Origin of the sequence: Kribbella sancticallisti (assembly GCF_039530625.1) — a bacterium.
GTDB classification, from domain to species: Bacteria; Actinomycetota; Actinomycetes; order Propionibacteriales; family Kribbellaceae; genus Kribbella; species Kribbella sancticallisti.
This window is the reverse complement of the sequence record NZ_BAAAOS010000022.1, coordinates 44,835-65,674: the sequence shown is the minus strand read 5'-3', so window position 1 is coordinate 65,674 and position 20,840 is coordinate 44,835. Positions and strand designations below refer to the sequence as shown.

At 68.9% G+C, this 20,840-nt stretch carries 18 protein-coding genes; 2 read left to right on the top strand and 16 right to left on the bottom strand.

Annotation, left to right across the window (positions count from 1 at the left end):
• Positions 1-129: 129 nt before the first annotated feature.
• From ABD255_RS19775 to ABD255_RS19765, 3 genes are all read right to left on the bottom strand, one after another.
• Positions 130-654, bottom strand: coding sequence for a glycosyltransferase (locus ABD255_RS19775; protein ID WP_344215990.1), 525 nt, complete (start codon positions 652-654; stop codon positions 130-132).
• Between the two features lie 114 nt (positions 655-768).
• The gene (locus tag ABD255_RS19770; protein WP_344215988.1) at positions 769-1,425 is read right to left on the bottom strand and encodes a response regulator; all 657 of its coding nucleotides are present in this window, start codon (positions 1,423-1,425) and stop codon (positions 769-771) included.
• Entirely contained in the window at positions 1,425-3,482 is a 2,058-nt protein-coding gene (locus tag ABD255_RS19765; protein ID WP_344215986.1) for a histidine kinase, read from the bottom strand. The genes ABD255_RS19770 and ABD255_RS19765 overlap by 1 nt, the downstream gene beginning before the upstream one ends.
• Before the next feature lie 96 nt (positions 3,483-3,578).
• Between ABD255_RS19765 and ABD255_RS19760 the strand changes: the two genes are divergently transcribed.
• The gene (locus ABD255_RS19760; RefSeq protein WP_344215984.1) at positions 3,579-4,553 is read left to right on the top strand and encodes a CPBP family intramembrane glutamic endopeptidase; all 975 of its coding nucleotides are present in this window, start codon (positions 3,579-3,581) and stop codon (positions 4,551-4,553) included.
• Positions 4,554-4,694: 141 nt separating this feature from the next.
• Here ABD255_RS19760 and ABD255_RS19755 read toward each other — a convergent pair whose 3' ends face one another.
• From ABD255_RS19755 to ABD255_RS19745, 3 genes are all read right to left on the bottom strand, one after another.
• Entirely contained in the window at positions 4,695-5,228 is a 534-nt protein-coding gene (locus ABD255_RS19755) for a hypothetical protein (protein ID WP_344215982.1), read from the bottom strand.
• 428 nt (positions 5,229-5,656) lie between these two features.
• On the bottom strand, positions 5,657-5,827 hold the full coding sequence (locus ABD255_RS19750) for a hypothetical protein (protein WP_344215980.1): 171 nt from the start codon (positions 5,825-5,827) through the stop codon (positions 5,657-5,659).
• Positions 5,828-6,076: 249 nt separating this feature from the next.
• On the bottom strand, positions 6,077-6,580 hold the full coding sequence (locus tag ABD255_RS19745; RefSeq protein ID WP_344215978.1) for a hypothetical protein: 504 nt from the start codon (positions 6,578-6,580) through the stop codon (positions 6,077-6,079).
• 258 nt (positions 6,581-6,838) lie between these two features.
• Between ABD255_RS19745 and ABD255_RS19740 the strand changes: the two genes are divergently transcribed.
• Positions 6,839-8,050 (top strand): tyrosine-type recombinase/integrase, encoded by a 1,212-nt coding sequence (locus ABD255_RS19740; RefSeq protein ID WP_344215976.1) that lies wholly within the window; start codon positions 6,839-6,841, stop codon positions 8,048-8,050.
• A 39-nt stretch (positions 8,051-8,089) separates the two neighbouring features.
• Here the strand turns inward: ABD255_RS19740 and ABD255_RS19735 are convergent, their stop codons facing one another.
• The 10 genes from ABD255_RS19735 to ABD255_RS19690 all read right to left on the bottom strand — a co-directional run bounded on the left by ABD255_RS19735 (position 8,090) and on the right by ABD255_RS19690 (position 20,818).
• The gene (locus tag ABD255_RS19735; protein ID WP_344215974.1) at positions 8,090-9,301 is read right to left on the bottom strand and encodes an acyl-CoA dehydrogenase family protein; all 1,212 of its coding nucleotides are present in this window, start codon (positions 9,299-9,301) and stop codon (positions 8,090-8,092) included.
• Positions 9,301-10,629 carry an acyl-CoA dehydrogenase family protein gene (locus ABD255_RS19730; protein ID WP_344215972.1) on the bottom strand — a complete coding sequence of 443 codons (1,329 nt, stop codon included), beginning with the start codon at positions 10,627-10,629 and terminating at the stop codon, positions 9,301-9,303. Before ABD255_RS19730 ends, ABD255_RS19735 begins: the two co-directional genes overlap by 1 nt.
• Positions 10,630-10,687: 58 nt before the next feature.
• Positions 10,688-11,935: an RNA polymerase sigma factor gene (locus ABD255_RS19725; RefSeq protein ID WP_344215969.1), complete on the bottom strand. Its 1,248-nt coding sequence runs from the start codon at positions 11,933-11,935 to the stop codon at positions 10,688-10,690.
• Positions 11,936-12,098: 163 nt separating this feature from the next.
• Positions 12,099-12,920, bottom strand: a complete 822-nt coding sequence (locus ABD255_RS19720) for an HpcH/HpaI aldolase/citrate lyase family protein (RefSeq protein WP_344215967.1) — start codon at positions 12,918-12,920, stop codon at positions 12,099-12,101.
• Complete coding sequence (locus ABD255_RS19715) at positions 12,921-14,108, bottom strand: CaiB/BaiF CoA transferase family protein (RefSeq protein ID WP_344215965.1); 1,188 nt, start codon at positions 14,106-14,108, stop codon at positions 12,921-12,923.
• A gap of 16 nt (positions 14,109-14,124) precedes the next feature.
• Complete coding sequence (locus tag ABD255_RS19710; protein ID WP_344215963.1) at positions 14,125-16,116, bottom strand: SUMF1/EgtB/PvdO family nonheme iron enzyme; 1,992 nt, start codon at positions 16,114-16,116, stop codon at positions 14,125-14,127.
• Positions 16,113-17,009 (bottom strand): ribokinase, encoded by an 897-nt coding sequence (locus tag ABD255_RS19705; protein ID WP_344215961.1) that lies wholly within the window; start codon positions 17,007-17,009, stop codon positions 16,113-16,115. The genes ABD255_RS19710 and ABD255_RS19705 overlap by 4 nt, the downstream gene beginning before the upstream one ends.
• The gene (locus tag ABD255_RS19700; RefSeq protein WP_344215959.1) at positions 17,002-18,390 is read right to left on the bottom strand and encodes an ADP-ribosylglycohydrolase family protein; all 1,389 of its coding nucleotides are present in this window, start codon (positions 18,388-18,390) and stop codon (positions 17,002-17,004) included. Before ABD255_RS19700 ends, ABD255_RS19705 begins: the two co-directional genes overlap by 8 nt.
• Positions 18,387-19,535 (bottom strand): ADP-ribosylglycohydrolase family protein, encoded by a 1,149-nt coding sequence (locus ABD255_RS19695; RefSeq protein ID WP_344215957.1) that lies wholly within the window; start codon positions 19,533-19,535, stop codon positions 18,387-18,389. Before ABD255_RS19695 ends, ABD255_RS19700 begins: the two co-directional genes overlap by 4 nt.
• Complete coding sequence (locus tag ABD255_RS19690; RefSeq protein ID WP_344215955.1) at positions 19,535-20,818, bottom strand: ABC transporter substrate-binding protein; 1,284 nt, start codon at positions 20,816-20,818, stop codon at positions 19,535-19,537. Before ABD255_RS19690 ends, ABD255_RS19695 begins: the two co-directional genes overlap by 1 nt.
• Positions 20,819-20,840 lie beyond the last annotated feature (22 nt).

Genomic DNA, 20,840 nt, shown 5'->3' with positions numbered 1-20,840 from the left:
CTCCACGCTGAGGGCGTCACAACAGTCCTCAAACCGACGAGGGGCACCACTGCTCGAGACTGCTCACGTCCGCAGACGTATTCATCCAGAACTTGTCGCCGACAGCAGTTCGTGCCCTAGGATTTCGGCTCACCAAGTGATTGCGAGACACCCAGCCATTGTCGCTTGCGATATCCGAGGATACGGGCCCTCGATCTCGAACTCCCGCGCCAGCGCCGGGAACGACTTCACGTAGCGCCGAGAGAACGCCCGATAGCCGCTGAGCATATCTGTGATCTCCCGGCCGAACAGCGGGCCGGCCGCGCCGGTGAGTACCCGGTTGCCGAACGTGTGGCCGCGTCGATACGCAGCAACGTTCGAATGCTTACGGATTCCAACGACTTGGTCGTAGGGACCCCTGAGCAACAGCCGGACCAAGTCAGCCGCGCGCGAGGCATCGTACCTGTCATCACCATCGATCAGCAGATACACGTCCGCGTCGATGTCGGCGAACGCGCGCCTTACGACATTGCCCTTGCCCGACCTGGACTCGTGCCGCACGATCGCACCGGCCGCCCGGGCAACCACCGCCGTGTCATCGGTCGAGTTGCTGTCGTACACAGAGATGCTCGCTGTGGGCAGTGCGGCGCGAAGATCGGAAACGACCTTGCCCATATCAGGGGTTGGCCCGGCTGCTGGCCTGACCGCGGCCAGGCGTAAAGCCTCTGCGGATTCCGCCTGGCCTCGTAGCCCCCGCCGCCGCAAGGCTCGGAAGTGGGGAGATAGCCTCTAGTTGCGCGCACGGACCAGTCCGAGGTCGTACGCGATGATCGTCGCCTGCACCCGGTCGCGCGCGTCGAGTTTGGTCAGCAGGGCGTTCACGTGCGTCTTCACCGTGCCGGTGGCGACACCGAGGCGTTCGGCGATCTCGGCGTTGCTGAGCCCGGCGGCGATCAGGGTCAGGACCTCGCGCTCGCGGGGCGTGAGTTTGTCCAGTACCACGCTCGTCCCCGGCGCAGGCGCTCCGGCCGCGAAAGCCTGGATCAGCCGGCGGGTCACGGTCGGTGCGAGCATGCCGTCGCCGGCCGCGACGACCCGGATCGCGGTCAGCAGGTCCTCCGCCCGGGCGTCCTTGAGGAGGAACCCGGACGCCCCCGAGCGCAGTGCCTCGTACACGTACTCGTCGAGGTCGAAGGTGGTCAGCACCAGCACACGCGGCCGGTCGCCGAGGCCGGTGAGCAGCCGGGTCGCCGAGAGGCCGTCCAGCCCGGGCATCCGGATGTCCATCAAGACGACGTCGGGATCGCGTTCGGCCGCCACGGCCACCGCCGCCGCGCCGTCGCCTGCCTGACCGACGACAGTCAGATCCGGCTCCGCGTCGACGATCGCGGCGAATCCGGCGCGGACCACCGCCTGGTCGTCGACCACCAGTACTCGGACAGGCATCAGGACACCTCCATCTCGGTAGGTCGCGGACTACGAGGAGCAGGGGCGCCGTCATCGTGCAGGGTGTCGAGCAGGTCGCGCATCGCGGCCAACGCCGACCGGGCCTCGGCGGTGACGCCCTCGAGCCGACCGGCTTCCGCATGGGCGATCATCCGGCTCGTCCGGGTCAGGACATTGTGGTGCAGCCCTCTGGCGATCCGACGGCGTTCGGTGTGTACCGCGATCTCGGCCGCCCGTACGACGTCGGCAAGGGCCTGCCCACGATTGTCCACTCGGCGTAGCCGTCGCCGTCGCACCAGCGCGCCGATCGCCCAGCTGCCCAGCAGCGGAATCGCCGTGAGCAAGGCGATCATCAGGCTGAAGAAGACGGCGAACCCAGGATCCGGTGGCTCGCTCGGTGCGACGACCTCGAGCACCGCCACCGTGGCGCCGAATCCTCCGGCCGCGGCAGGAACCGACCACCACCAGGTCGCCCTTCCGCCGTACGCGGAAGCTGCAGATGCCGCGGCCATAGGGGCGCCCAAGCTCATCACCATTGCCGGTGCGAATCCGGTGGGCATCAGCCCGAATCCGATCGCGAGCGGCCAGAGCCAGACGAAGACCGCGACCACGGTCACGACGCTCCTCGGCCGGTCATGGCGCCTGAGCAAAGCCAGCGCGGGAATCAACGCCAGCAACACAGCGAGACTCGTCGTCGCCGGGCCGGCCCCGGGCTCGCCCGCGATCATCATCGCCGTCCCTCCGGTCGCCACCAGCGCGACGAGCAGAGCCAGCCCGGCCCCCATCGTCCACCGCTCCACCCGCGACACCGGCACCGCGCGGTCCGGTCCCGCCTGGTCCCGCCGCGCCGCTTCCGGCAGTGGCGCAACCGGGAACCGCCCTTGTGCCCAGGCGGAGTTGGGCATTTCGGCCGACGGCATGGTGTTTGGCTGGTCGACGCCGCAAGCAGGCAGCGTGGCACGGACCTGCCAACCGCCGTCCGGGCCAGGGCCGGCGGTGAGTGTGCCGCCTACGGCCTCGGCGCGGTCCTTCATGCCGGTGATCCCGCGTCCGCTTCCCTGGCCGACCGAGGCCGGAGCCGTGCCTTCGCCGTTGTCCACCAGGACCAGCAAGTGGTCGGCGGCGCGCCGGACAAGTATCCGTACGGCGGCACCCGGCGCGTAGCGGACGGTGTTGGTCAAGGACTCCCGGACAATCCCGAAGACGGCCTCGGCCGACGGGCCGGTCAGCTCGGGCGCGACATCCACCCGCACCTGCTGGCCCAACCGGGTGAACGCCTCGGCCAGTTCGGAGATCCGCGCGCCGGCTGGTTCGCGCTGCGGTCCGTCGCCCGTCTCCAGTACGTCGACGAGTCGGCGCAAAGCCACCAGGGTCGCTCGGCCGGTACTCGCGGCGTACTCCAAGGCCTGCTCGGCCAGGTCGGGTTGCCGGTCGATCAGCCGCTCCGCGGCGCCGCTGCTGACGACGATCGAGGTGAGGTGGTGAGCGCTGACGTCGTGCAGCTCGCGGGCGAGCCGGCGTCGCTCGGCCGCCGCCGCGTCCCGCTGCCGCTCCTCAGCGGCCCACAACTGCCGGGCCACCTCCGCACGGACCGCCAGTCGACGACGGCGGTTCTGTCCGACGACGAGGATGACTAGGTAGATGACAAGGTTGCCTACAGCATCGTAGGCGAAATCCTCGGCGAGGCCGTAGACCCCGAAGGAGGCCGCGGTCCTCACGACGACTAGGACAGCGGTCGCGCGCCAGGCGACCGCGGCCCCGCTGTGCACCGCGACGGAGTACAGGGCGATGGTTTCCGCGAACGGCACTCCGAGCCCGTCCGGAGCGGTTGCGAACTGGCCGATCACCACGGCGACGGTCACCACGCCGAGGGTCGGCAAGGGCGCGCGCCGACGGAAACCCAACGCCGCCGCGGCGATCACGCTCGCGACTGCTCCGGCGATCGTCTCCGCGCCGCCCGGCGGCGGCGTACCGAGCAGGGTGTGGCTCCCGGCCGTCGAAGCGACCCACGCGGCCCCCAGGAGGACGGGCAGCAGCCAATTGCGGACGTGTTCCATCAGAGCCGCAGCATAAGCGCCTCTATCTAGCGGTAGAGGGACCTGTCCGGCCGCAGGCTGACGCGCCGACGCCCGGGGCGGCGACATGCTGGCGGCATGACGATCGAGCACGCGACCACCTATCGCCCGGGCGGCGGCCCACCGCCGTACCTGCGGCCGCAGGCACCTTGGCCGCACGGAACTCCGCCGCCGGTACCGTCCGAGCAGTTGACGTACGAGCGGCTGGCGCGGGCCGGGCGGCACAACTGGTGGCGGCCCGTGGTCGGGACCTTCGTCCTGCTCGGCTTGTCGATGGCCGGGATGCTGCTCGTCTACGGCCTGAGCGACATCGCCGCGGAGATCCTCGGTTTCCCCGACGACGCGGACGGCTGGCCGCGCTTCGACGACGTCACCACCTTGGCGATCGATCTGCTCGGCATCGCGATCGTGCTGCCGGCCGTCGCCCTGACCGCCCGCTGGGTGCAGAAACGCCCGTGGGGAACGCTCACGTCGGTCACCGGGCGCCTCCGGCTGCGCTGGCTGGGCCGCTGCCTCGCCGTCGCTGCCGCTACTGTCGTGGTGACCTTCGCAGGGTTTGCGGCCCTGTCGTCCTCTGTCGAAGAGCCCGGCGCGCCCGAGGAGATGTTCGTCGGGTGGGGGACCTTCGCGGCCGGCCTGGCCGTGGTGCTGTGTCTTGTTCCGCTGCAAGCCGCTGCCGAGGAGTACGTCTTCCGCGGCTGGCTGCTGCAGGCGGCAGGGGCTTTCTTCCGTTCACCCATCCTGGTGTTGCTGCCGCAAGCGGTCCTGTTCGCCGCGGTTCACGGCTGGGGAACGCCTTGGGGCTTCGCCGACCTCACCGTCTTCGGCCTGCTGGCGGGTTGGCTCACGATTCGGACCGGTGGCATCGAGGCTGCGATCGCGCTCCACGTGATGACCAACGTGGTTGGCATGGGCATGGCCTCCGCCTTCGTCGGTGGGCTGGCCTCCGACGAGACCGCCGCCGACATGCCCTGGTCCATGGCCGTCGTCGACATGACGATTGTCGCCATCTTCTCCGTGATCATCCTGCGCCTGGCCCGCCGAGCTCCCTAGGACATTAATCCGCTCACCCCGGTCGAACATGAGTGACCGCGGACAACCACCGACTGCTCGATCAGCTCCACTTGACTCCAACGATCACCCCTCGGCCTCAGCCGCGAGCGCGGGCTTCTCTGCCTCGCTGCCACCGGGCCGTCAGCACCAGACCGGCCAGCACACCGAACGGGAACCAGTAGGAAGAGTCCGGCCCGCACGAACGCCTGCTGGACCGCGTCCTCGGCCTTGGCCTCGGCGAGATCGCCACAGAAGAAGTACACCTGCGACACCAGTCGCCGATAGCCACCTTCTGGTTTCGCCGCCGGGTGATGTGGGTGCCGAGCTGGGTGGGTGGTGGCGCAGGTAGATGGCGGCCTGCACGATCCGGTTGACGAGGTCTTCGTGCTGATCGCCGGTCCACTCGATCGGGGTCGGCTTTGCGCCGTCACGTAGCCAGCTCCAGACGTCGGTGGTACGGAACACCTGTCCCCAGCCTCGGATCGGCGGGCCGTCGTACTTCTTCACGCTGAGGACGAGGCCTTGACCGAGGTCGAGCAGCAGCGTGCGCTTGCAGGCCAGGATCGACCGGCGGGCTTGTTTCCACTGGAACGTGACGTAGTCGTTGGAGTCTTTGCGCCGCAGGGTCAGCCGTTGCCGCTCGTAGGCTTCGCGGGCGTCGAACAGCCACACCATGCCAGGGCCGTAGTGGGGCCTCGCGGGCGGCGATGTCCTCGGCAGAGATCGTGCTGTGCTGCAGCTCGATCACATTGCCTTTGGGAGCCAGGATGTCGCCGCGGTGCGGGCCGATCGCCACCTCGCAGCGCTCCGACGGGACGAGCCGCTGATAGGCGCGGTGCCAGTCGGTGAGTGGTTCATTCCAGGGGTCGCAGTCCTGGCCCTGCTTGGTGGGCCCAGCGCCAGTCGTTGATCTGGCCGCACTTGGCCAGTACCGGCCTCCCGCACAGCGGACACGCCCCGGTCGCCCCGGGCGAGGGTTCGGAGTCGGGACCGGCCGCGGTGGTTGCGTAGAGCACGAGCTGCGGCCTACGCGTTCGTGGGAAGAAGTCGGTTCACGACCATCAGTGTCCGCAGCCAGGCGCCGATCGGCGGCGACACACCGATCACTGATCCCGCTGAGTGCGCCGATTGTCGGGGTAGGTCTGGCCGACGTACAGGATCCGGCAGCGGGGGCATTGGGTCATGGTCATGGTGCCGGCGGGGGCGCGGTAGAGGTAGTTGCAGGACTTGAAGTGGCGCTGGATCGGCCCGGGGTACGGCGCGTGGCAGACCATCTGGACGGTCTTGGTGGCCGACGCTGACCTCGTCGCAGCTGCCGCAGCGGTATTCCGCGATCAGCGGGAGACCTCGGGTCTTCCACTGGCGTCCGACGGTTCGGGGGTAGCCGAGCAGCCGGACCTCACCGCACAGCGAGCAGCGCCGGTAGGTGACCGGCTGCGGTAAAGGTCCCAGCACGAGTTCGTGCAGGCCTTGGGTGATGTCGGCCCAGGTCAGCCGGGTGGACGTCGCGGGCTGTTCTTCGGTCATCGCGACGCTCCGGCTGGGGCTGGGTTCGGCGGCTGGGCGGTGGTGTGTCGGTTGCAGATCCAGCCGGTGCCGTACGACGTGGTCGCCCACTGCCACCCGGAGGTGGCGAGCCGATCGGTTACGACGCCGGGCAGTTGCTGCGGGTCGGTGTCGCGGGCGAGTTCGGCGAGTTCGCCGGTCAGGAGCAGGCCGTCTCCGCAGGTCAGGCAAGCGATCGCGTGGACGGTGTGAGGCTGGCAGCGTCCGCAGTGCCGGGTGACTTCGATCCGGTCCGGGTTCGCGGCGGTGGTCGACCACCAGTCGGTCTGCAGTTCTTCGCGCAGCCGGGCCGCGGCGATCTTGCCGTTGGGGACGGCGCCGCAGCCCAGGCAGGCCGCGTGCTGCGGTCCGGCGGCCTGGTACGACGTGACTGTGGCGTCCGAGACGACGACGAAGTCTTCGGTGACGGCCGTTGGGGCGACGGTGAGGGCACGGTGGATCGTTGCCCGGCTGGATCCCACCGCTTCGGCGATCGCCCGGATCGACGCCCCGCCGGCTGGGGCCCTGATTCTCGCCCGTCTTGTTCGTCTGAGCGGCCTCCGCTGCGCCGCCGGTTCGAAACTGTCAGGGCCTCGGGCGTTGAGCACCGTCGGTGTTCGGCGGGCTCGGAGGTTCTGGTGGCATTTGCGAAGGATCAGTGGACAAGGGCTGTCACCCAGCCCAATGGAAAGGTGACTCGGGAGCGGAACGAGAAGCGGTGGGGGCGGGGGAAGCGGTGGTTGGGGGTTTGGACTGATCCGAACGGGGACGAGCGGTCGAAGGCGTTCGACACGAAAACCGAGGCGCTTCGGTACGCCACGGGGAAGGAGACGGATCGGGATCGGGGTGACTATCTGGATCCGAACGCCGGCAAGGTGCGGCTCGAGGAGATCTGGCCCCGGTGGCTGAAGTCCCGGACGATCGATCCTGCCAGTGAGATCCAGTACGAGTCGAAGTGGCGGCTGCATGTGGAACCGACCTTCGGGCGGCGGATGGTCAAGAGCATCCTGCCGTCGGAGGTCGGAGTCTGGTTGACCGATCTCATGTGCGCCTACGGGCCGTCGACGGCAAGGAGCGCGTTCCTGGTGCTCAACGGATGTCTTGAACTCGCCGTCGCTGACGAGCTCATCAAGCGCAACCCGGGTCAGTCGAAGATGGTCAAGAAGCCGAGCAGGCGGTTCTCCAAGGTCGTTGCCTGGTCGGACGAGACGGTGGAGCGCATCGTCGCGGCCCATCCTGAGCAGTTCCGGCTGCTTCCGACGATCGGATCGGCGGCCGGCCTACGTCAAGGCGAGCTGTTCGGGCTGTCGGTCGACGACTTCGACTTCACCCTAATGCTGATCAGAGTTCAGCGTCAGGTGAAGCGGCTCGGGACGAAGTTCGTCTACGCGCTCCCCAAGAACGACAAGGAACGCTTCGTGCCGATGTCGCCGGTGCTCGCGAAGACAGTCAAGAGCCATCTCGAGCGCTTCGGAACGACCACCGTCTCGCTGCCGTGGGAGCGGCTGGACGGAGACGTCCAAGAGCACGACCTGATCTTCAGCTGGCACGATGGCAAACACCTCCAGGCTCGTCTGTACGACGAACTCGTATGGAAGCCCGCACTCGCCGCAGCCGGCGTCATCCCGCCACCGTACAAAGACAACCGCGGACGCAAACGGTTCAAGACCGACCGCACCACCGGCCTACACGCGTTGCGTCACTACTTCGCCAGCATCACCTTGGCCGACGGGGTCAATATCAAGGAACTCTCCGAGTACCTCGGTCACTACGACCCTGGGTTCACGCTGCAGATGTACACGCATATGCTCCCGTCGTCCTACGACCGCGCGCGGCAGGCAGTAGACCGGCGTCTCGAGAGACTTGCGCGGCGGCTGACGGAGCAGTCACGGAGCAGGGCACAAATCGGCCCTGCTCCAGAGGACCCCGAGCAGGGCGCCGGACTGCTCTGACCGGAGACGCAGCAGTCGCGAAATCCACGCAAAACAAGGCTATTTCAGCTCGGCTGACGTCTTCCCCAACAGCCGGCGGGCGACGATGAGTTGCTGGATTTGTTGGGTGCCTTCGAAGATGTCGAGGATTTTGGAGTCTCGGGCCCACTTCTCCAGGAGTTCGTGTTCGCTGTAGCCGAGGGTGCCGGCTAGTTCTACGCAGCGGAGGGTGATGTCGTTGGCGGAGCGGCCGGCTTTGGCTTTGGCCATGGAGGCCTGGAGGGAGTTGGGCTGGGAGTTGTCGGCCATCCAGGCGGCCTGGAGGGTGAGGAGGTAGGCGGCTTCCCAGTCCGCTTCCATCTGGAGGTACGACGCCGCGGCGGCCGGCTGGAGGTGGATCGAGCGGTCGTAGTCGAGCTCGACCCCGGCCTCGGCCAGCAGGTCCCGCGTCAGCTCCAAGGCGGCTCGCGCGCAGCCGACGGCCATGGACGCGACCAGCGGGCGGGTGTTGTCGAAGGTCTGCATGACGCCCGCGAAACCCTTGTCCGCATCGACTTCCGGCGAGCCCAAGAGGTTGGCGGCGGGGACCCGGCAGTTCTCGAAGCGGATCGTGGCGGTGTCGGACGAGCGGATGCCGAGTTTGTGCTCGAGGCGTTCGACCGTCATCCCAGGCGTGTCCTTGGAGACCACGAACGACTTGATCGCGGCCCGGCCGAGGGACTTGTCCAGGGTCGCCCAGACGACGACCGCGTCGCAGCGGTCGCCGGCGGTGACGAAGATCTTCTCGCCGTTGAGGACGTAGTGGTCGCCGTCCAGCCGCGCCGTCGTCTGGATGCTCGCCGAGTCCGAACCACACCCGGGCTCGGTGATCGCCATCCCCGCCCAGACACCCTCGAACCGCTTCAGTTGTTCGTCCGACGCCACCGACGCGATCGCGGAGTTCCCGAGCCCTTGCCGCGGCATCGACAGCAGCAGGCCGACGTCACCCCAGCACATCTCCATGATGGAGAGCACTGACGAGAGGTTCGACCCGTTCTTGACCTTGCCATCGTCCTCAGCCCCAGTACGCCGTACGCCGCCGGCTCCCGCGCCTGAACCTGTACCCGACGCCCCCAGCCCGTCCACCATCGCGGCGAGCATGTCGAGTTCCTTCGGATAGGCATGCTCGGCCAGGTCGTACGCGCGCGAGTTCGGCCGGAGCATCTCGGCCGCGACCTGGTGGGCCTGGTTGACGAAGGCGCGGAACTTCCGCGGCGTCTCGAGGTTGATCATCAGACCAGCACCGCACCTTCCATCACGCCGATGGCCCGCAGATCGCGGTACCACCGCTCCACCGGGTGTTCCTTGACGAAGCCGTGCCCGCCGAGCAGTTGCACGCCGTCGGTGCCGATCTGCATCCCCTTGTCCGTGCACAACCGCCGCGCCAGCGCCACCTCTCGAGCGAACGGCAGCCCTTGCTCCGCTCGCGATCCAGCGCGGTAGGTGACCAGGCGCATCCCCTCCAACTCGATCGCGATGTTGGCGATCATGAACGCCACGGACTGTCGGTGGCTGATCGGTTCACCGAACGCCGTCCGCTCGTTCACGTACGGCGTGACGTAGTCGAGCACCGCCTTCGCAGTACCGAGCGACAACGCGCACCAGCCGAGCCGCGAGAGCCGGACGCATTCCGCGTAGTCCTCCAGCGTGCCGAGTTGCATGGCCGGTACGTCGTCGAGCAGCACCCGGGTCAGCGAGGCGGCGCGGAGTCCCATCGACGGCTCGGCCTCGATCGTGACGCCCGGATGGTCGGACTCGATCAGGAACAACGCCGGCCCCTGGTCCTCCAACTGCGCGGCGATGACGAACACCTCGGCCTCGGCACCTCGCGGCACCAACGACTTCACGCCGTTGAGCAGATGCCCCTTTCGTTGCCGAGTCGCGCGAGTCTTCACATCGAACGGATCGAAGAGGGGCCGCGGCTCGACGATCGCCAGCGCGGCAGCCGGCACGGACTCCCCCGTGAACGCCGGAAGGTACGTCGCCTGCTGGTTCTCGTCGCCCCACAACGAGATCGCCGTGCTCACAGCGGCAGGCGCGAGGCACGCCACCGCCTGGCCCATGTCCCCGTGCGCCATCGCCTCGGCCACCAGTACTCCGGTCATCGCCGACCGCTCGGTGACGATCCCGCCAAGCTCCTCCGGTACTTCGATCAGGCTCAGCCCGAGCTCGGCGGATTGCGCCAGCACCTTGGCGTCCGTAGTACTGGCGACGTCGGCGTCGGCGGCAGCCGGGCGCAGTACTTCGGCCGCGAACTCCGTGACGACACCGACCACCATCTGCTGGTCCTCGGTCGGCGTGAGGTCGAACCGGCCGCTGCCCTTGGCCGCGGGCAACCGGGCCGGCTTCGCCAACTTGGTCGCGGCGGTGAAGGTCCGGGTCAACGCCCCCGCGGTCCGGAACCCGGTCTTGGTCGCCTCGAAGACGACCCGCTCGGTCCGCCTGCGCAATCCCAGCCGATCGATCGCCCGGGACTTCGCCAGCCGGTTCAGCAGCGCGACGCCGAGCCCGATCGGATCACGCCGCACCTTCGTCCGGACGCTCTGCGGTTCGATCACCATGCGGCAACTGTAAACCGAAGTTACAACTCAAGTCACGTGACCCAGGTCACGGCAAGCGCTAGCTGATCCGGCTGGCCTTGGCGGTCAGATAGCGCTGCTCGGGAAGCGACGTCGTACGGCGGGCTGCCGCGAGGTAGTGAGTCCGAGCCTCGGGAAGTTTGCCCAGGCGTTCCAAAAGATGAGCACGAACGGCGTCCAGGCGGTGGTTGTCGGTCATCCGGCTGTCGTCGTCGAGCGTGGCGAGCAGATTTAGACCCGCCTGGGGTCCTTCGACCTGGGCCAGAGCGATGGCCCGGTTCAGCGTGACCATCGGGTTCGGCGCGACCTTCTCCAGGAGCAGGTAGAGCGCGAGGATCTGTGGCCAGTCGGTCTCGTCGGCGCTCGGCGACTCCGCATGGACAGCGGCGATGGCGGCCTGCAGTTGGTACGGGCCGACCTTGCCGTGCGAGAGCGTGCGCAGGATGAGCGCGGCGCCCTCCGCGATCGGCTCGCGCAACCACAGGCTGCGGTCCTGCTCGTCGATCGGGATCAGACCCCCATCCTCCGTACTGCGGGCCGCCCGGCGCGCGTCGGTGAGCAGCATCAGCGCCAGCAGGCCTGCCACCTCCCCCTCGCCCGGCAGCAACTGGTAGAGCAACCGGCCCAGCCGGATCGCCTCGGCCGTCAGTTCGACGCGTTGCAGGTCTGGGCCGGAACTGGCGGTGTAGCCCTCGTTGAAGATCAGGTAGAGCACTTGGAGAACCACCCGGAGCCGGTCGGCTCGCTCCTCCTCCGGCGGCAGCACGAAGCGACTGCCCGCGGCTTTGATGCTCTTCTTCGCCCGGCTGATCCGTGGCGCCATCGTCGCCTCCGGCACCATGAACGCCTTCGCGATCTCGGCCGTGGTGAGACCGCCGACCGCTCGGAGCGTCAGCGCGACCTGCGAGGCCGGGGTGATCGCGGGATGGCAACACAGGAAGAGCAGGGTGAGGGTGTCGTCGGACTCCGGCGGCTGGTCGTGATCGGCGCCGGGGGCAACCAGTTCGTCAACGCCGGCCAGCGCGGCGACGGTGTCCTCGCGGCGGCGCCGGGCGCTCTCGCTGCGGAACTGGTCGGTCAGCCTGCGGGTCGCGACGGTGATCAGCCAGCCGCGCGGGTTGGCCGGCACCCCATCGGTCGGCCACTGGGTGGCAGCCGCCAGCAGCGCCTCCTGGACCGCGTCCTCGCACAAGTCGAACTGCCCGTGCCTGCGCGCCAGAAAACCGAGCACCTGCGGCGCCAACTCGCGCAGCAGATCCTCCACCCGGTGCCCCTCGTTCCCGTCCATTCCCCCACCCTCGCATTTCTCCGGCGCGGAGAGAACTCAGCGGGCGGCAGGCCCGCGCATCAGTCCGCCGCGCTGCCGGTGAGGCATGGACCTGACCGATGAGGTGGGTGGGAGCACCTCGATCTCAACAGCCGGGCGGCGGGCTAGTGTCCTGCGTCGGACACTAGTCCTCGATCTGGTGCATCAAATCGACGATCTCGCGGGCCCGGCCGAGCATCGCGGGGTCGACCATCCGGCCGTCGGGGAGCACGAGCACGCCGCCCTCGGCGTACCCAGCCTTCTCGACCGCCGCCAGCAGCGCGGCGGCCTCCGCGACCTCGATCGCCGACGGCGTGAAGCACTCGACGATGACCGGCAGTTGGCGCGGATGAATAGCCGTCCGTCCGACGAAGCCCAGCGCCCGCCCCTCGAGGCAACTGCGCCGCAGCCCCTCCTCGTCGTTCACGGTCGGATGGACCGACATCATCGGCGCCCCGAGTCCAGCCGCTCGCGACGCCGACACCAGCCGCCCCCGCGCCCAACCGAGCCCTTCAGCACCGTCCACGCCGAGCGAACTCGACAGATCCGCCTCACCCAGCGAGATCGCGACCACCCGCTTGTCGGCAGTGGCGATCTCGAACGCCCGCTCCAACCCCAGCGGCGACTCGATCAGCGCGGTGATCCTTGCCGTCGGCACCTGCTCGAGCACGGCCCGGATGTCATCCGCGCTCTCCACCTTCGGCAACCGCACCCGAACCCCCGGTACCGCGCCCAGCGCGGCCAGGTCGTCCTCGATCCACGGCGTACCAGGGGCGTTCACCCGTACTTCGATCGCGGTGCTGCCGGTGAACGCCGCGATCCACGCGATCGCCCACCCCCGCGCCTGTGCCTTGTCGTCGACCGGTACCGCGTCCTCGAGGTCGAACACCACCAGATCCGGGCCAGAGGCAACGGCTTTCGCGAACCGCTCGGGCCGGTTCGCCGGGACGTAGAGAGCGGTCAGCACCTAAACCACACCAGCCGCACGCAGGGCCGCCAACTGCTCCGGCGAGACGCCGACTTCAGCCAGTACGGCGTCCGTGTCCGCGCCGTGCGACCGGCCCGCCCAGCGGATCCCGCCAGGCGACTCGGACAACCGGAACAGCACGTTCTGCATCTTCACCGGACCACCGAGTTCCTCGTCGTCCACCTCGACGATCGTGTTCAGCGCGGCGTACTGCGGGTCCGTCATGATGCCGCGGATGTCGTGCACCGGGCCGACGGCCGCCTCCGCCTTCTCGAAGGCGAGCATCACCTCGTCCAGAGAGCGCTCCCCGATCCACGAACCGACGGCCTCATCCAACTCGTCCGCGTGCTCGGCGCGCTCCCGCCCAGTGCCGAACCACGGCTGCTCGACCAGATCCGGCCGGCCGACCAGCGCGACGACACGCTCGGCGATGCTCTGCGAACTCGTCGAGACGGCGACCCAGCGCCCATCGGCGGTCCGGTAGACGTTGCGCGGCGCGTTGTTCGAGGAGCGGTTGCCCAGCCGGGGCTGGACGTAGCCGGTCTGCTGATAGGCCGTGATCTGGCCGCCGAGCATCATCAGGATCGGCTCGATGATCGCCAGGTCGATCACCTGACCCGACCCCGACTGATCCCGCTCGCGCAGCGCCACCAGCACGGCGTACGCGGTGGCGAGCGCGGTGATCCCGTCGGCCAGGCCGAAGGGCGGCAGCGTCGGTGGGCCGTCGGGTTCACCGGTCACCGCGGCGAATCCGCTCATCGCCTCGGCCAGTGAGCCGAAGCCCGGGCGGTTCGACCACGGGCCGACCTGACCGAAAGCGGTCACCCGGGCGATCACCAGCCGCGGGTTGGCTTCCAGCAGGACCTCCGGGCCGAGCCCCCACCGCTCCAGCGTGCCGGGGCGGAAGTTCTCCACCAGCACGTCGTTCGCGCGGACCAGGTCGAGGAAGACCTCACGACCCTGGGACAGGTCGAGCGTCGCGAGCCGCTTGTTCCGGCCGAGCGTCTTGAACCAGAGACCGACGCCGTCCTTGCTGGTCCCGTGCCCGCGCGCCGCGTCAGGGCGCGAGGGGTGCTCGATCTTCGTCACGTCCGCGCCGAAGTCGCCCAGGAACGTCGCCGCCAGCGGTCCCGCGAAGAGCGTCGCCGCCTCCAGAACCTTCACGCCCTCGAGAGGTGCGGGCCTCATCTCAGTTCTCCAGGTGTCATCCCGCGCACCGGAAGCCGATGGTCTCCGAGCGGTCCAGCCCGCCACCCATGAGGACCAACTTGAAGCTGACCTCGGGGTCCTGCGGGCCGCCGTCGGAGTACCAGTCGGAGCCCTCGGCGACGTAGTACGAGCCGCCCTTGAGGATGCAGAAACGGCTGCGGCCGTCGCGGTGCTCGCTCTCGGTCAGGTTCCAGACCAGCGGCTCGCCGCGGGTGAACCGGTCCAGTCCGGCCGCGACCTGCCACTCGTCTTCGGTGGGGAGCCGACCGCCACGCCAGGCCGCGTAGGCCCGGGCGTCCGGCAGGTCGACATACGTCACCGGATGGTCCTCGGTGCCAGGCGCGGGAGCCCCTTTCACCCAGTGCGCGAGGAACCGGTTGGCCACCAGCGGCCGGTAGTTGGTCGCCTCGAGGAACTCCGCGTACTCCGCGTTGGTGACCTCGCGGATCGACACGGAGATGTTAGAGAGCGCTACCTCGCGGACCACGGTCTGGATGTCGTGCAGGCGAGGAGGCAACGGCTTCCACTCCTCCACGTACGGCGCCTGGTCGTACAGGCCCGTCTCGCGTCGCCGGTGCCGGACGGTCAGAGAGCGCTCCCCCGCCGGCACCGCCACCGTCTCGCCGATCGAGGCCTCCCCGCTGACCTCTGGTACTGCGAGGCGCTCGGTCGGCGCGACCGGGAACGCGGAGTCCTTGATGTGCGGCCGGGAGAACGTCCCGAGCCGACGCGCGGTGGCCCGGCAGGACTGCCCGGCGGTCGCGCCGACCCGGACGATCCCGGCGACGCCACGTCCCGGCACGACCAGGTGCACGCCGTCGTCGTCGGCGGTGATCGGCACGCCCGACGTCACGTCGTACCAGTCGCCGACCTGGTCCTCGGAGCGCAGTACGACGCCCTCGAAGTCGTCCTCGTCGCGGTTGATCAGCGTCCAGAAGGTGATGTCGGCCAACTCGAAGCGGGAGCCGAAGACGCCGTGCTCGCGGGCCTTGTCCGGGATCTCCGGCGTCAGCGGGATCCAGTCGCCGCCGATCAGTACCTCGGAGAACGCTCTCTGCGCCGCGACCATCCGGCGCAGCGTCGCCCGGTCGCGAGCGTTCCAGCCGACCCAGGCGGAGAAGACCGACTCCCAGACCAGGATGCCGACGCCGTTCACCCAGGCCGACTGCAACTCGTCGCTGTGATCGCGGTTCCACCGGCGGGTGTGGTGCATCATGTGCCGGCGCTCGAACAGGTGCGCCCGCAGTACGCCGGGCGCCCGGGTGTCGGCGAACCACTGGGCCCAGGACAGCGCGTGGTCACCGATCCTTGCCAACGGCAACCGGGACTCGCCCTCCAGCGCGATCGCCGGGTTGGCCCGGCGCAGCGGCCGGGTGAAGGCCGGGTCGGCCTCCTTCAGCGTGTCGAGAAAGGCGCCGTCGGCACCGAAGTCGGCGACCAGGGCGGCGAACTCGTCGCCGTCCGGCCGGGCCGCGCGGCGGGTGCCGACGTCCCACGGGTTGTAGTCGAAGAAGACCTTGAGGCCGAGTTCGTGCAGCTTGTCGATCAGTTCCTTCAGCCCGGGCGCGTCCCGGTAGAAGTCGAACTGGTTGCGCGAGTCGATCCCGATCACGGGGTACGCGTGCCACAGCACCACCGCGTCGTACCCGCCGAAGTCCTCGACCGCGCGCTGGACGAACTTCTCCGGGGTGAACTTGCCGGTGTCGACGTCGTACAACTGGTCGTCCCACAACCAGACCAGCGCCACCGAGTACGCCGTCTGGGTCCACTCCCGCCCGGGCACCTCGTAGTGCAGGCCGCCGTCGTACGCCGTCCGGTCGTACGCGCCCATCAACCACTCGGCGAGCTTGCCGCGCCAGCGGGGCAGATCGGTCGGGTCGTCGGGCGCGCCGAGGATCTTGGCGTCGTCGAGGAAGGCCAGATCAGCGCGCAGGCCGAGATCGACCTTGGCGGGCTGGTCGATCGGCCTGGGCTCGAGGGGGTTCACAGGTATACCTCCGCAAGGCGCGCGTCGATGACATCCCCGTGAGGCACCGAAGGGATCGCCCCCGCGGTTTGAACGCTCAATGAAGCAGCAACGTTAGCGCGTCGGACCGCATTCGTCAGGTCGCCGCCTGTGACCGGCGAGGTAGTTGACGAGGCAGCCAGACTGGCGGCGAGGACGCCGCAGAACGTGTCCCCGGCGGCGGTCGTGTCGACCACCTCCACCGACACGCCCGGGATACGGATTTCCGCGGCATCGCGGGAAAGAATCACCGCGCCGTCGGCCCCCAGCGTGACCACCGCGGCCGGCACCCGCCGCAAGAGCGATGCCATCTCCGGACCCCCCACAGCCTCGGCCTCCGTCTCGTTCACCACCAGCAGGTCGACGTGGCCGAGCAACTCGTCGGAGAGTTCGGCCGCGGGCGCCGCGTTGAGGATGAAGTACGAACTCGCCTCGGCTGCCGCCTGAACCGTATCGAACGGGATCTCCAGTTGGGAAAGGACTATTTTCGCCTCGCTCACGGCCTGCAGCGCCTCGGCCGACAACTTCAACTCCGCGTTGGCCGACGGGGCGACGGTAATCGAGTTCTCCCCCTCGGCGTCCACCGTGATGATCGCCGTACCCGTCGGCTTGGCCGACGACGAGACCAGCGACAGGTCCACGCCCGACTCGTCGAGCGCCGCCCGCAGCAGGGCGCCGCCGTCGTCGTCGCCGAGGGACGCGACGAAGGCGGTGGACGCGCCGGCTCTCGCCGCAGCCACTGCCTGGTTCGCGCCCTTGCCGCCGGGGCCGCGGGTCAGCCCGCTGGCCAGGACGGTCTCGCCGGGCCGTGGGATCCGCTGGACCGGGAGCACCAGGTCCACGTTCGCGCTTCCCACGACTACGACCTCAGCCACGCCGAGCCCCCTCAACAGTCCGTGCGGCCAACTGATCGATCGCGACCTGGTTCATCCCCGGCAGGCTGGTCGCGATCCGGTTGTCCAATGGTCCGGCCCACTCTGCCGGAACGCCGAGCACCGCGCCAAGCACCGCTCCCACCGTCGCGCCGACCGAGTCGGTGTCCCAGCCGCCCATCACCGCGCGCCCGACCCCGGTCGCGAAGTCCGGCGCCGTCAGCGCGTACGCCGTCAGCGCGCTGTTGTTGACCGAGTGCACCCAGTGCAAGTGCCCGTACTCCGCATGCAACGCGTCCAGCGCGTCGTCCAACGGAGTGGCCGCCAGGTTCAGCCCGAACCTCACAGCGCGGGCGATTTCACCATCCGGGGAAATCGCCTCCAGACCCGCCTCGGCCACTGCGACCGGGTCATCGAGCACCATCGCGGCGGCCGACATCGCAGCCACCCAGATCGCGCCGTCCACGCCTGCGCCGGTGTGGCTCAGCCGCGCATCCGTCAACGCGAGCCGAGCCGCGGCGGTCCGGTCGCCCGGGTTCACCCAGCCGTACACGTCGGTGCGGATCTGGGCTCCGATCCACTCCCGGAACGGATTCCGCACCAGCGCCGCCCGCGTCGGGTCCACGCCGTCGAGCAGGTTGCGGTAAGCCACCCGCTCCGCCGTGAACACCCGCCCGGCCGGCAGATCGCTCAGCCAGGCCTGCGCCACGTCCTCGGTGGTCAGCTCGTCCCCGTGCTTCTCCACCAACTGCAACGCCAGAATCGCGAAGTTCAGGTCGTCGTCCTCAGGCATCCCATCGATGACCTCCCGAAGACTCGTCGGCTTGGACCGCCGATTCCACGGCCAGCGCGCCTGAATCTCCTCCGAGACCCCCACCGCGGTGATGTACTCCCGCAACGGCCATTGCCCCGAGGTCTCCAGGATCTCCCGGATCCCCTCCCGAGGAATCTTCTCCACCGGCTTCCCCAGCAAATTCCCCGCAGCCCGTCCAAGCCAAGCGTTCAACACGCGACGCTCGAGCCCACTCGCCGCCTTCGGCGGCTCGACAGAGGGGAAGGCGGAGCCGACCTCGGCCCCAGCCTCTCCACCCGTCGAGCCGGCTGCGCCGGCCGGCTCAGCTTGCTGGCGCAACAGCGGCAACTGCGGGATCGCTGGGGTGGTCCACTCCCCCGCGCGCCGGTCCAGTTCGTCCAGCAGGTCTCTGGCCAGCTTCCGGAGTTCCGGGGTCGCCGGCTTGTCCGAGGCGCCGGAGACCGGGGCGTCCGTGGTACCGCCGGCTTCCTGCCAGCGGGTGGTGATGTCGGCGACCTCTACGCCCTCGGCCAGGGATTGAACCAGTTGGTGTGGGAGCAGGTCTTCCGGCTGCACCCAGGTCAGTCTCATCGAGCTAGTCTCTCCAACGTTTCACTTCGGCGCAGCCAGCGGCGCGCGTCGGCCTCGTGCAGGTCCTTGGCGACCGACGCCATCACCCGCCCGGGCTGCTCCAGGTCCGTCTTGCTCGCCTCGGCGATCGTCGTCGCCCAGTCCGCCGGTACTCCGGCCGCACCGCTCAGCGCGCCGGTGATCGCCCCGGCCATCGACGCGATCGAGTCCGCGTCACGCCCGTAGTTCGTCCCGCCCAGCACCGCCGAGCGCACGTCTCCACCCGACACGAGCACGAAGCCGAGCGCCACCGGCAGTTCCTCGATCGCCTTCGTCCGGCTCGGCCGGCGAGCGTCCAGCGACTGGTTCCGGTAGTCCGGCCCGACCGTGTCGAACGGCTCGATCGCCTTGCGGAGTACAGGAATCGCCTCCTCCCAGTCGGACAGGCCGTCCGCCGCCTGAGCGACCGCCTCGACCGCGGACCGTGTCCCGTCCTTGGCCAGGGCGAGCGCTTCGGCGACAGCGGAAGCTGCGGTTGCCCCCGGCACCATCGCGGCGGCGACCGCCGCGGCGAACACCCCGGCGGCCTCCCGACCGTAGCTCGACTGATGCGCACCGGCCAGGTCGATCGCCTCGGCGTAGGCCCCGGCGGGATCGCCTGCGTTGGCGATCCCGACCGGCGCCACGTACATCGCCGCACCACAGTTCACGATGTTCCCGACCCCCGCCTCGCGCGGGTCGTTGTGCCCGTAGTGCAACCGGGCGACCAGCCACTTCTCGGCGAGGAAAACCCGCTGCAGCAGCAACGCCTCGGTCTCCAACTCGGGGATCCAGCGCTTCTCGGTCAGCAGCTTCGGCACCAGCGACTCGGCGATCGCGTACGCGTCCAGGTGCGCGCGGCGTTCGTCGTACACCTCGACCAGGGCGTGCGTCATCAAGGTGTCGTCGGTGATGTGCCCGTCGCCCTTGTGGTACGGCGCGATCGGCCGGGCGTTGCGCCAGTCGTCGTACCACGGGCCGACGATGCCGGTCACCCAGCCGCCGTGCCGTTCCCGGATCGCCTCCGGGGTCCAGCCCTCGACGGCACCGCCGATCGCGTCACCGACCGCGGAGCCGACCAGGACTCCTACCGACCTGTCTTCCAGAGCTGCGCTGTTGTCCGGCATCAGCTGTTGACCTGCCCCCAACCATCGTTCAGCTTCTTGCCCAGCGCGGTCAGGTCGATCTTGTTCGCCAGGAACTCCTGCAGCGCCGGAGTGGCGATCTGATCCTTCCACTTCGGGTAGTTCTCCACACTCTGGAACGGCGCCTTGGTCAGCTCTTCACCGCTGGCCAGCGTCTGGGTCCAGCCGTTCTTGCCACCGGTCGCCTTCTCGATCGCGTCCCGAGCCGCCTTCGTGGTCGGGATCAGCCAGTCGCCCTGGCCGACCGCGGCCAGGTTCTCGGCCTTCATGAAGTAGTCGATGAACTGCGCGGACTGCTTGATGTGCTTGCCCTCGGCCGGCACCGACAGCGTCTGCGGGTTCGCGGCCTGCTTCTCCGAGATGCCCTTCAGCGGCGGCAGCACCTCCCACTGGAAGCCCTTCGGCGCCTGCTCGACGATCTGCTGCGCGGCGTAGTTGCCGCCGACGATCATCGCGTACTTGCCGCCGAAGAAGCCCGGCAGGACGTCGGAGCCGCTCTGCGTCAGCGAGGTCGGGTCGATTGACTTGTCGGTGTGTGCCATCGCGTGGATCCGCTTCGGCACCTCGAGTTCGGCGTCGCCGATCTTCGCCTTCGCGTCCCGGCCGGTGCCCTCGAAGAAGGCGGCGTCGAAGTTCATCCCCAGGTTCAGCACGGTCGCGGTCGGGCTCTTCAGACCCCAGCCGAGCCCGTACTTGCCACCCGCGGTGAGCTTCTTGGCGTTCGCCTGCAGGTCGTCCCAGCTGAGCGAGTCGCCCGTGGTGGGGACACCCGCGCCCTTGAGCAGCGCGGAGTTGCCGAACACGACGTACGACTGCAGCAGGGTCGGCGCGGCGAACACCTTGCCGTCGGTGGTGACCGTGTCCCAGACGCCCTGCGGTACGGCGTCCTTCGTCTCCTGGCTCAGGTACTGCGACAGGTCGGCGAGGTAGCCCTGGTTCGCGAACCCGGTGATGTCGGCGGACTCGTCATGGATGATGTCCGGCGCCGTACTGCCCTGGAACTGGGTGACCAACTGGTCGTGCACCGAGTCCCAGCTGCCCTGCACGTACTCGACCTGGATGTTCGGGTTCGCCGCGTTCCAGTCCGCCACGATCTTCTTGGTCGCGGCGACGGTGGTCTTCTGGAAGGCGAGGCTCTGGAACTTCAGCGTCACCTTCTCGGTCGATCCGGTGTCACCGGAACCGCTGTCGTCGCTACCGCCACAGGCCGCAAGCGTCACCAGGGCGCTTGCCGCCAGTAAGGTGATGAGTGGTTTCCTCAACATGTTTCTCTCCTCAGGGGAAGGG

What these genes read in the sequence shown, in the direction of transcription:
- ABD255_RS19700 (WP_344215959.1), bottom strand. Translation starts at nt 18,390, where the DNA reads ATGAGACTGACCTGGGTGCAGCCGGAAGACCTGCTCCCACACCAACTG.
- ABD255_RS19725 (WP_344215969.1), bottom strand. Translation starts at nt 11,935, where the DNA reads ATGGACGGGAACGAGGGGCACCGGGTGGAGGATCTGCTGCGCGAGTTG.
- ABD255_RS19765 (WP_344215986.1), bottom strand. Translation starts at nt 3,482, where the DNA reads ATGGAACACGTCCGCAATTGGCTGCTGCCCGTCCTCCTGGGGGCCGCG.
- ABD255_RS19755 (WP_344215982.1), bottom strand. Translation starts at nt 5,228, where the DNA reads ATGGTGTGGCTGTTCGACGCCCGCGAAGCCTACGAGCGGCAACGGCTG.
- ABD255_RS19715 (WP_344215965.1), bottom strand. Translation starts at nt 14,108, where the DNA reads ATGAGGCCCGCACCTCTCGAGGGCGTGAAGGTTCTGGAGGCGGCGACG.
- ABD255_RS19760 (WP_344215984.1), top strand. Translation starts at nt 3,579, where the DNA reads ATGACGATCGAGCACGCGACCACCTATCGCCCGGGCGGCGGCCCACCG.
- ABD255_RS19735 (WP_344215974.1), bottom strand. Translation starts at nt 9,301, where the DNA reads ATGATCAACCTCGAGACGCCGCGGAAGTTCCGCGCCTTCGTCAACCAG.
- ABD255_RS19775 (WP_344215990.1), bottom strand. Translation starts at nt 654, where the DNA reads ATGGGCAAGGTCGTTTCCGATCTTCGCGCCGCACTGCCCACAGCGAGC.
- ABD255_RS19730 (WP_344215972.1), bottom strand. Translation starts at nt 10,629, where the DNA reads ATGGTGATCGAACCGCAGAGCGTCCGGACGAAGGTGCGGCGTGATCCG.
- ABD255_RS19695 (WP_344215957.1), bottom strand. Translation starts at nt 19,535, where the DNA reads ATGCCGGACAACAGCGCAGCTCTGGAAGACAGGTCGGTAGGAGTCCTG.
- ABD255_RS19690 (WP_344215955.1), bottom strand. Translation starts at nt 20,818, where the DNA reads ATGTTGAGGAAACCACTCATCACCTTACTGGCGGCAAGCGCCCTGGTG.
- ABD255_RS19750 (WP_344215980.1), bottom strand. Translation starts at nt 5,827, where the DNA reads ATGGTCTGCCACGCGCCGTACCCCGGGCCGATCCAGCGCCACTTCAAG.
- ABD255_RS19770 (WP_344215988.1), bottom strand. Translation starts at nt 1,425, where the DNA reads ATGCCTGTCCGAGTACTGGTGGTCGACGACCAGGCGGTGGTCCGCGCC.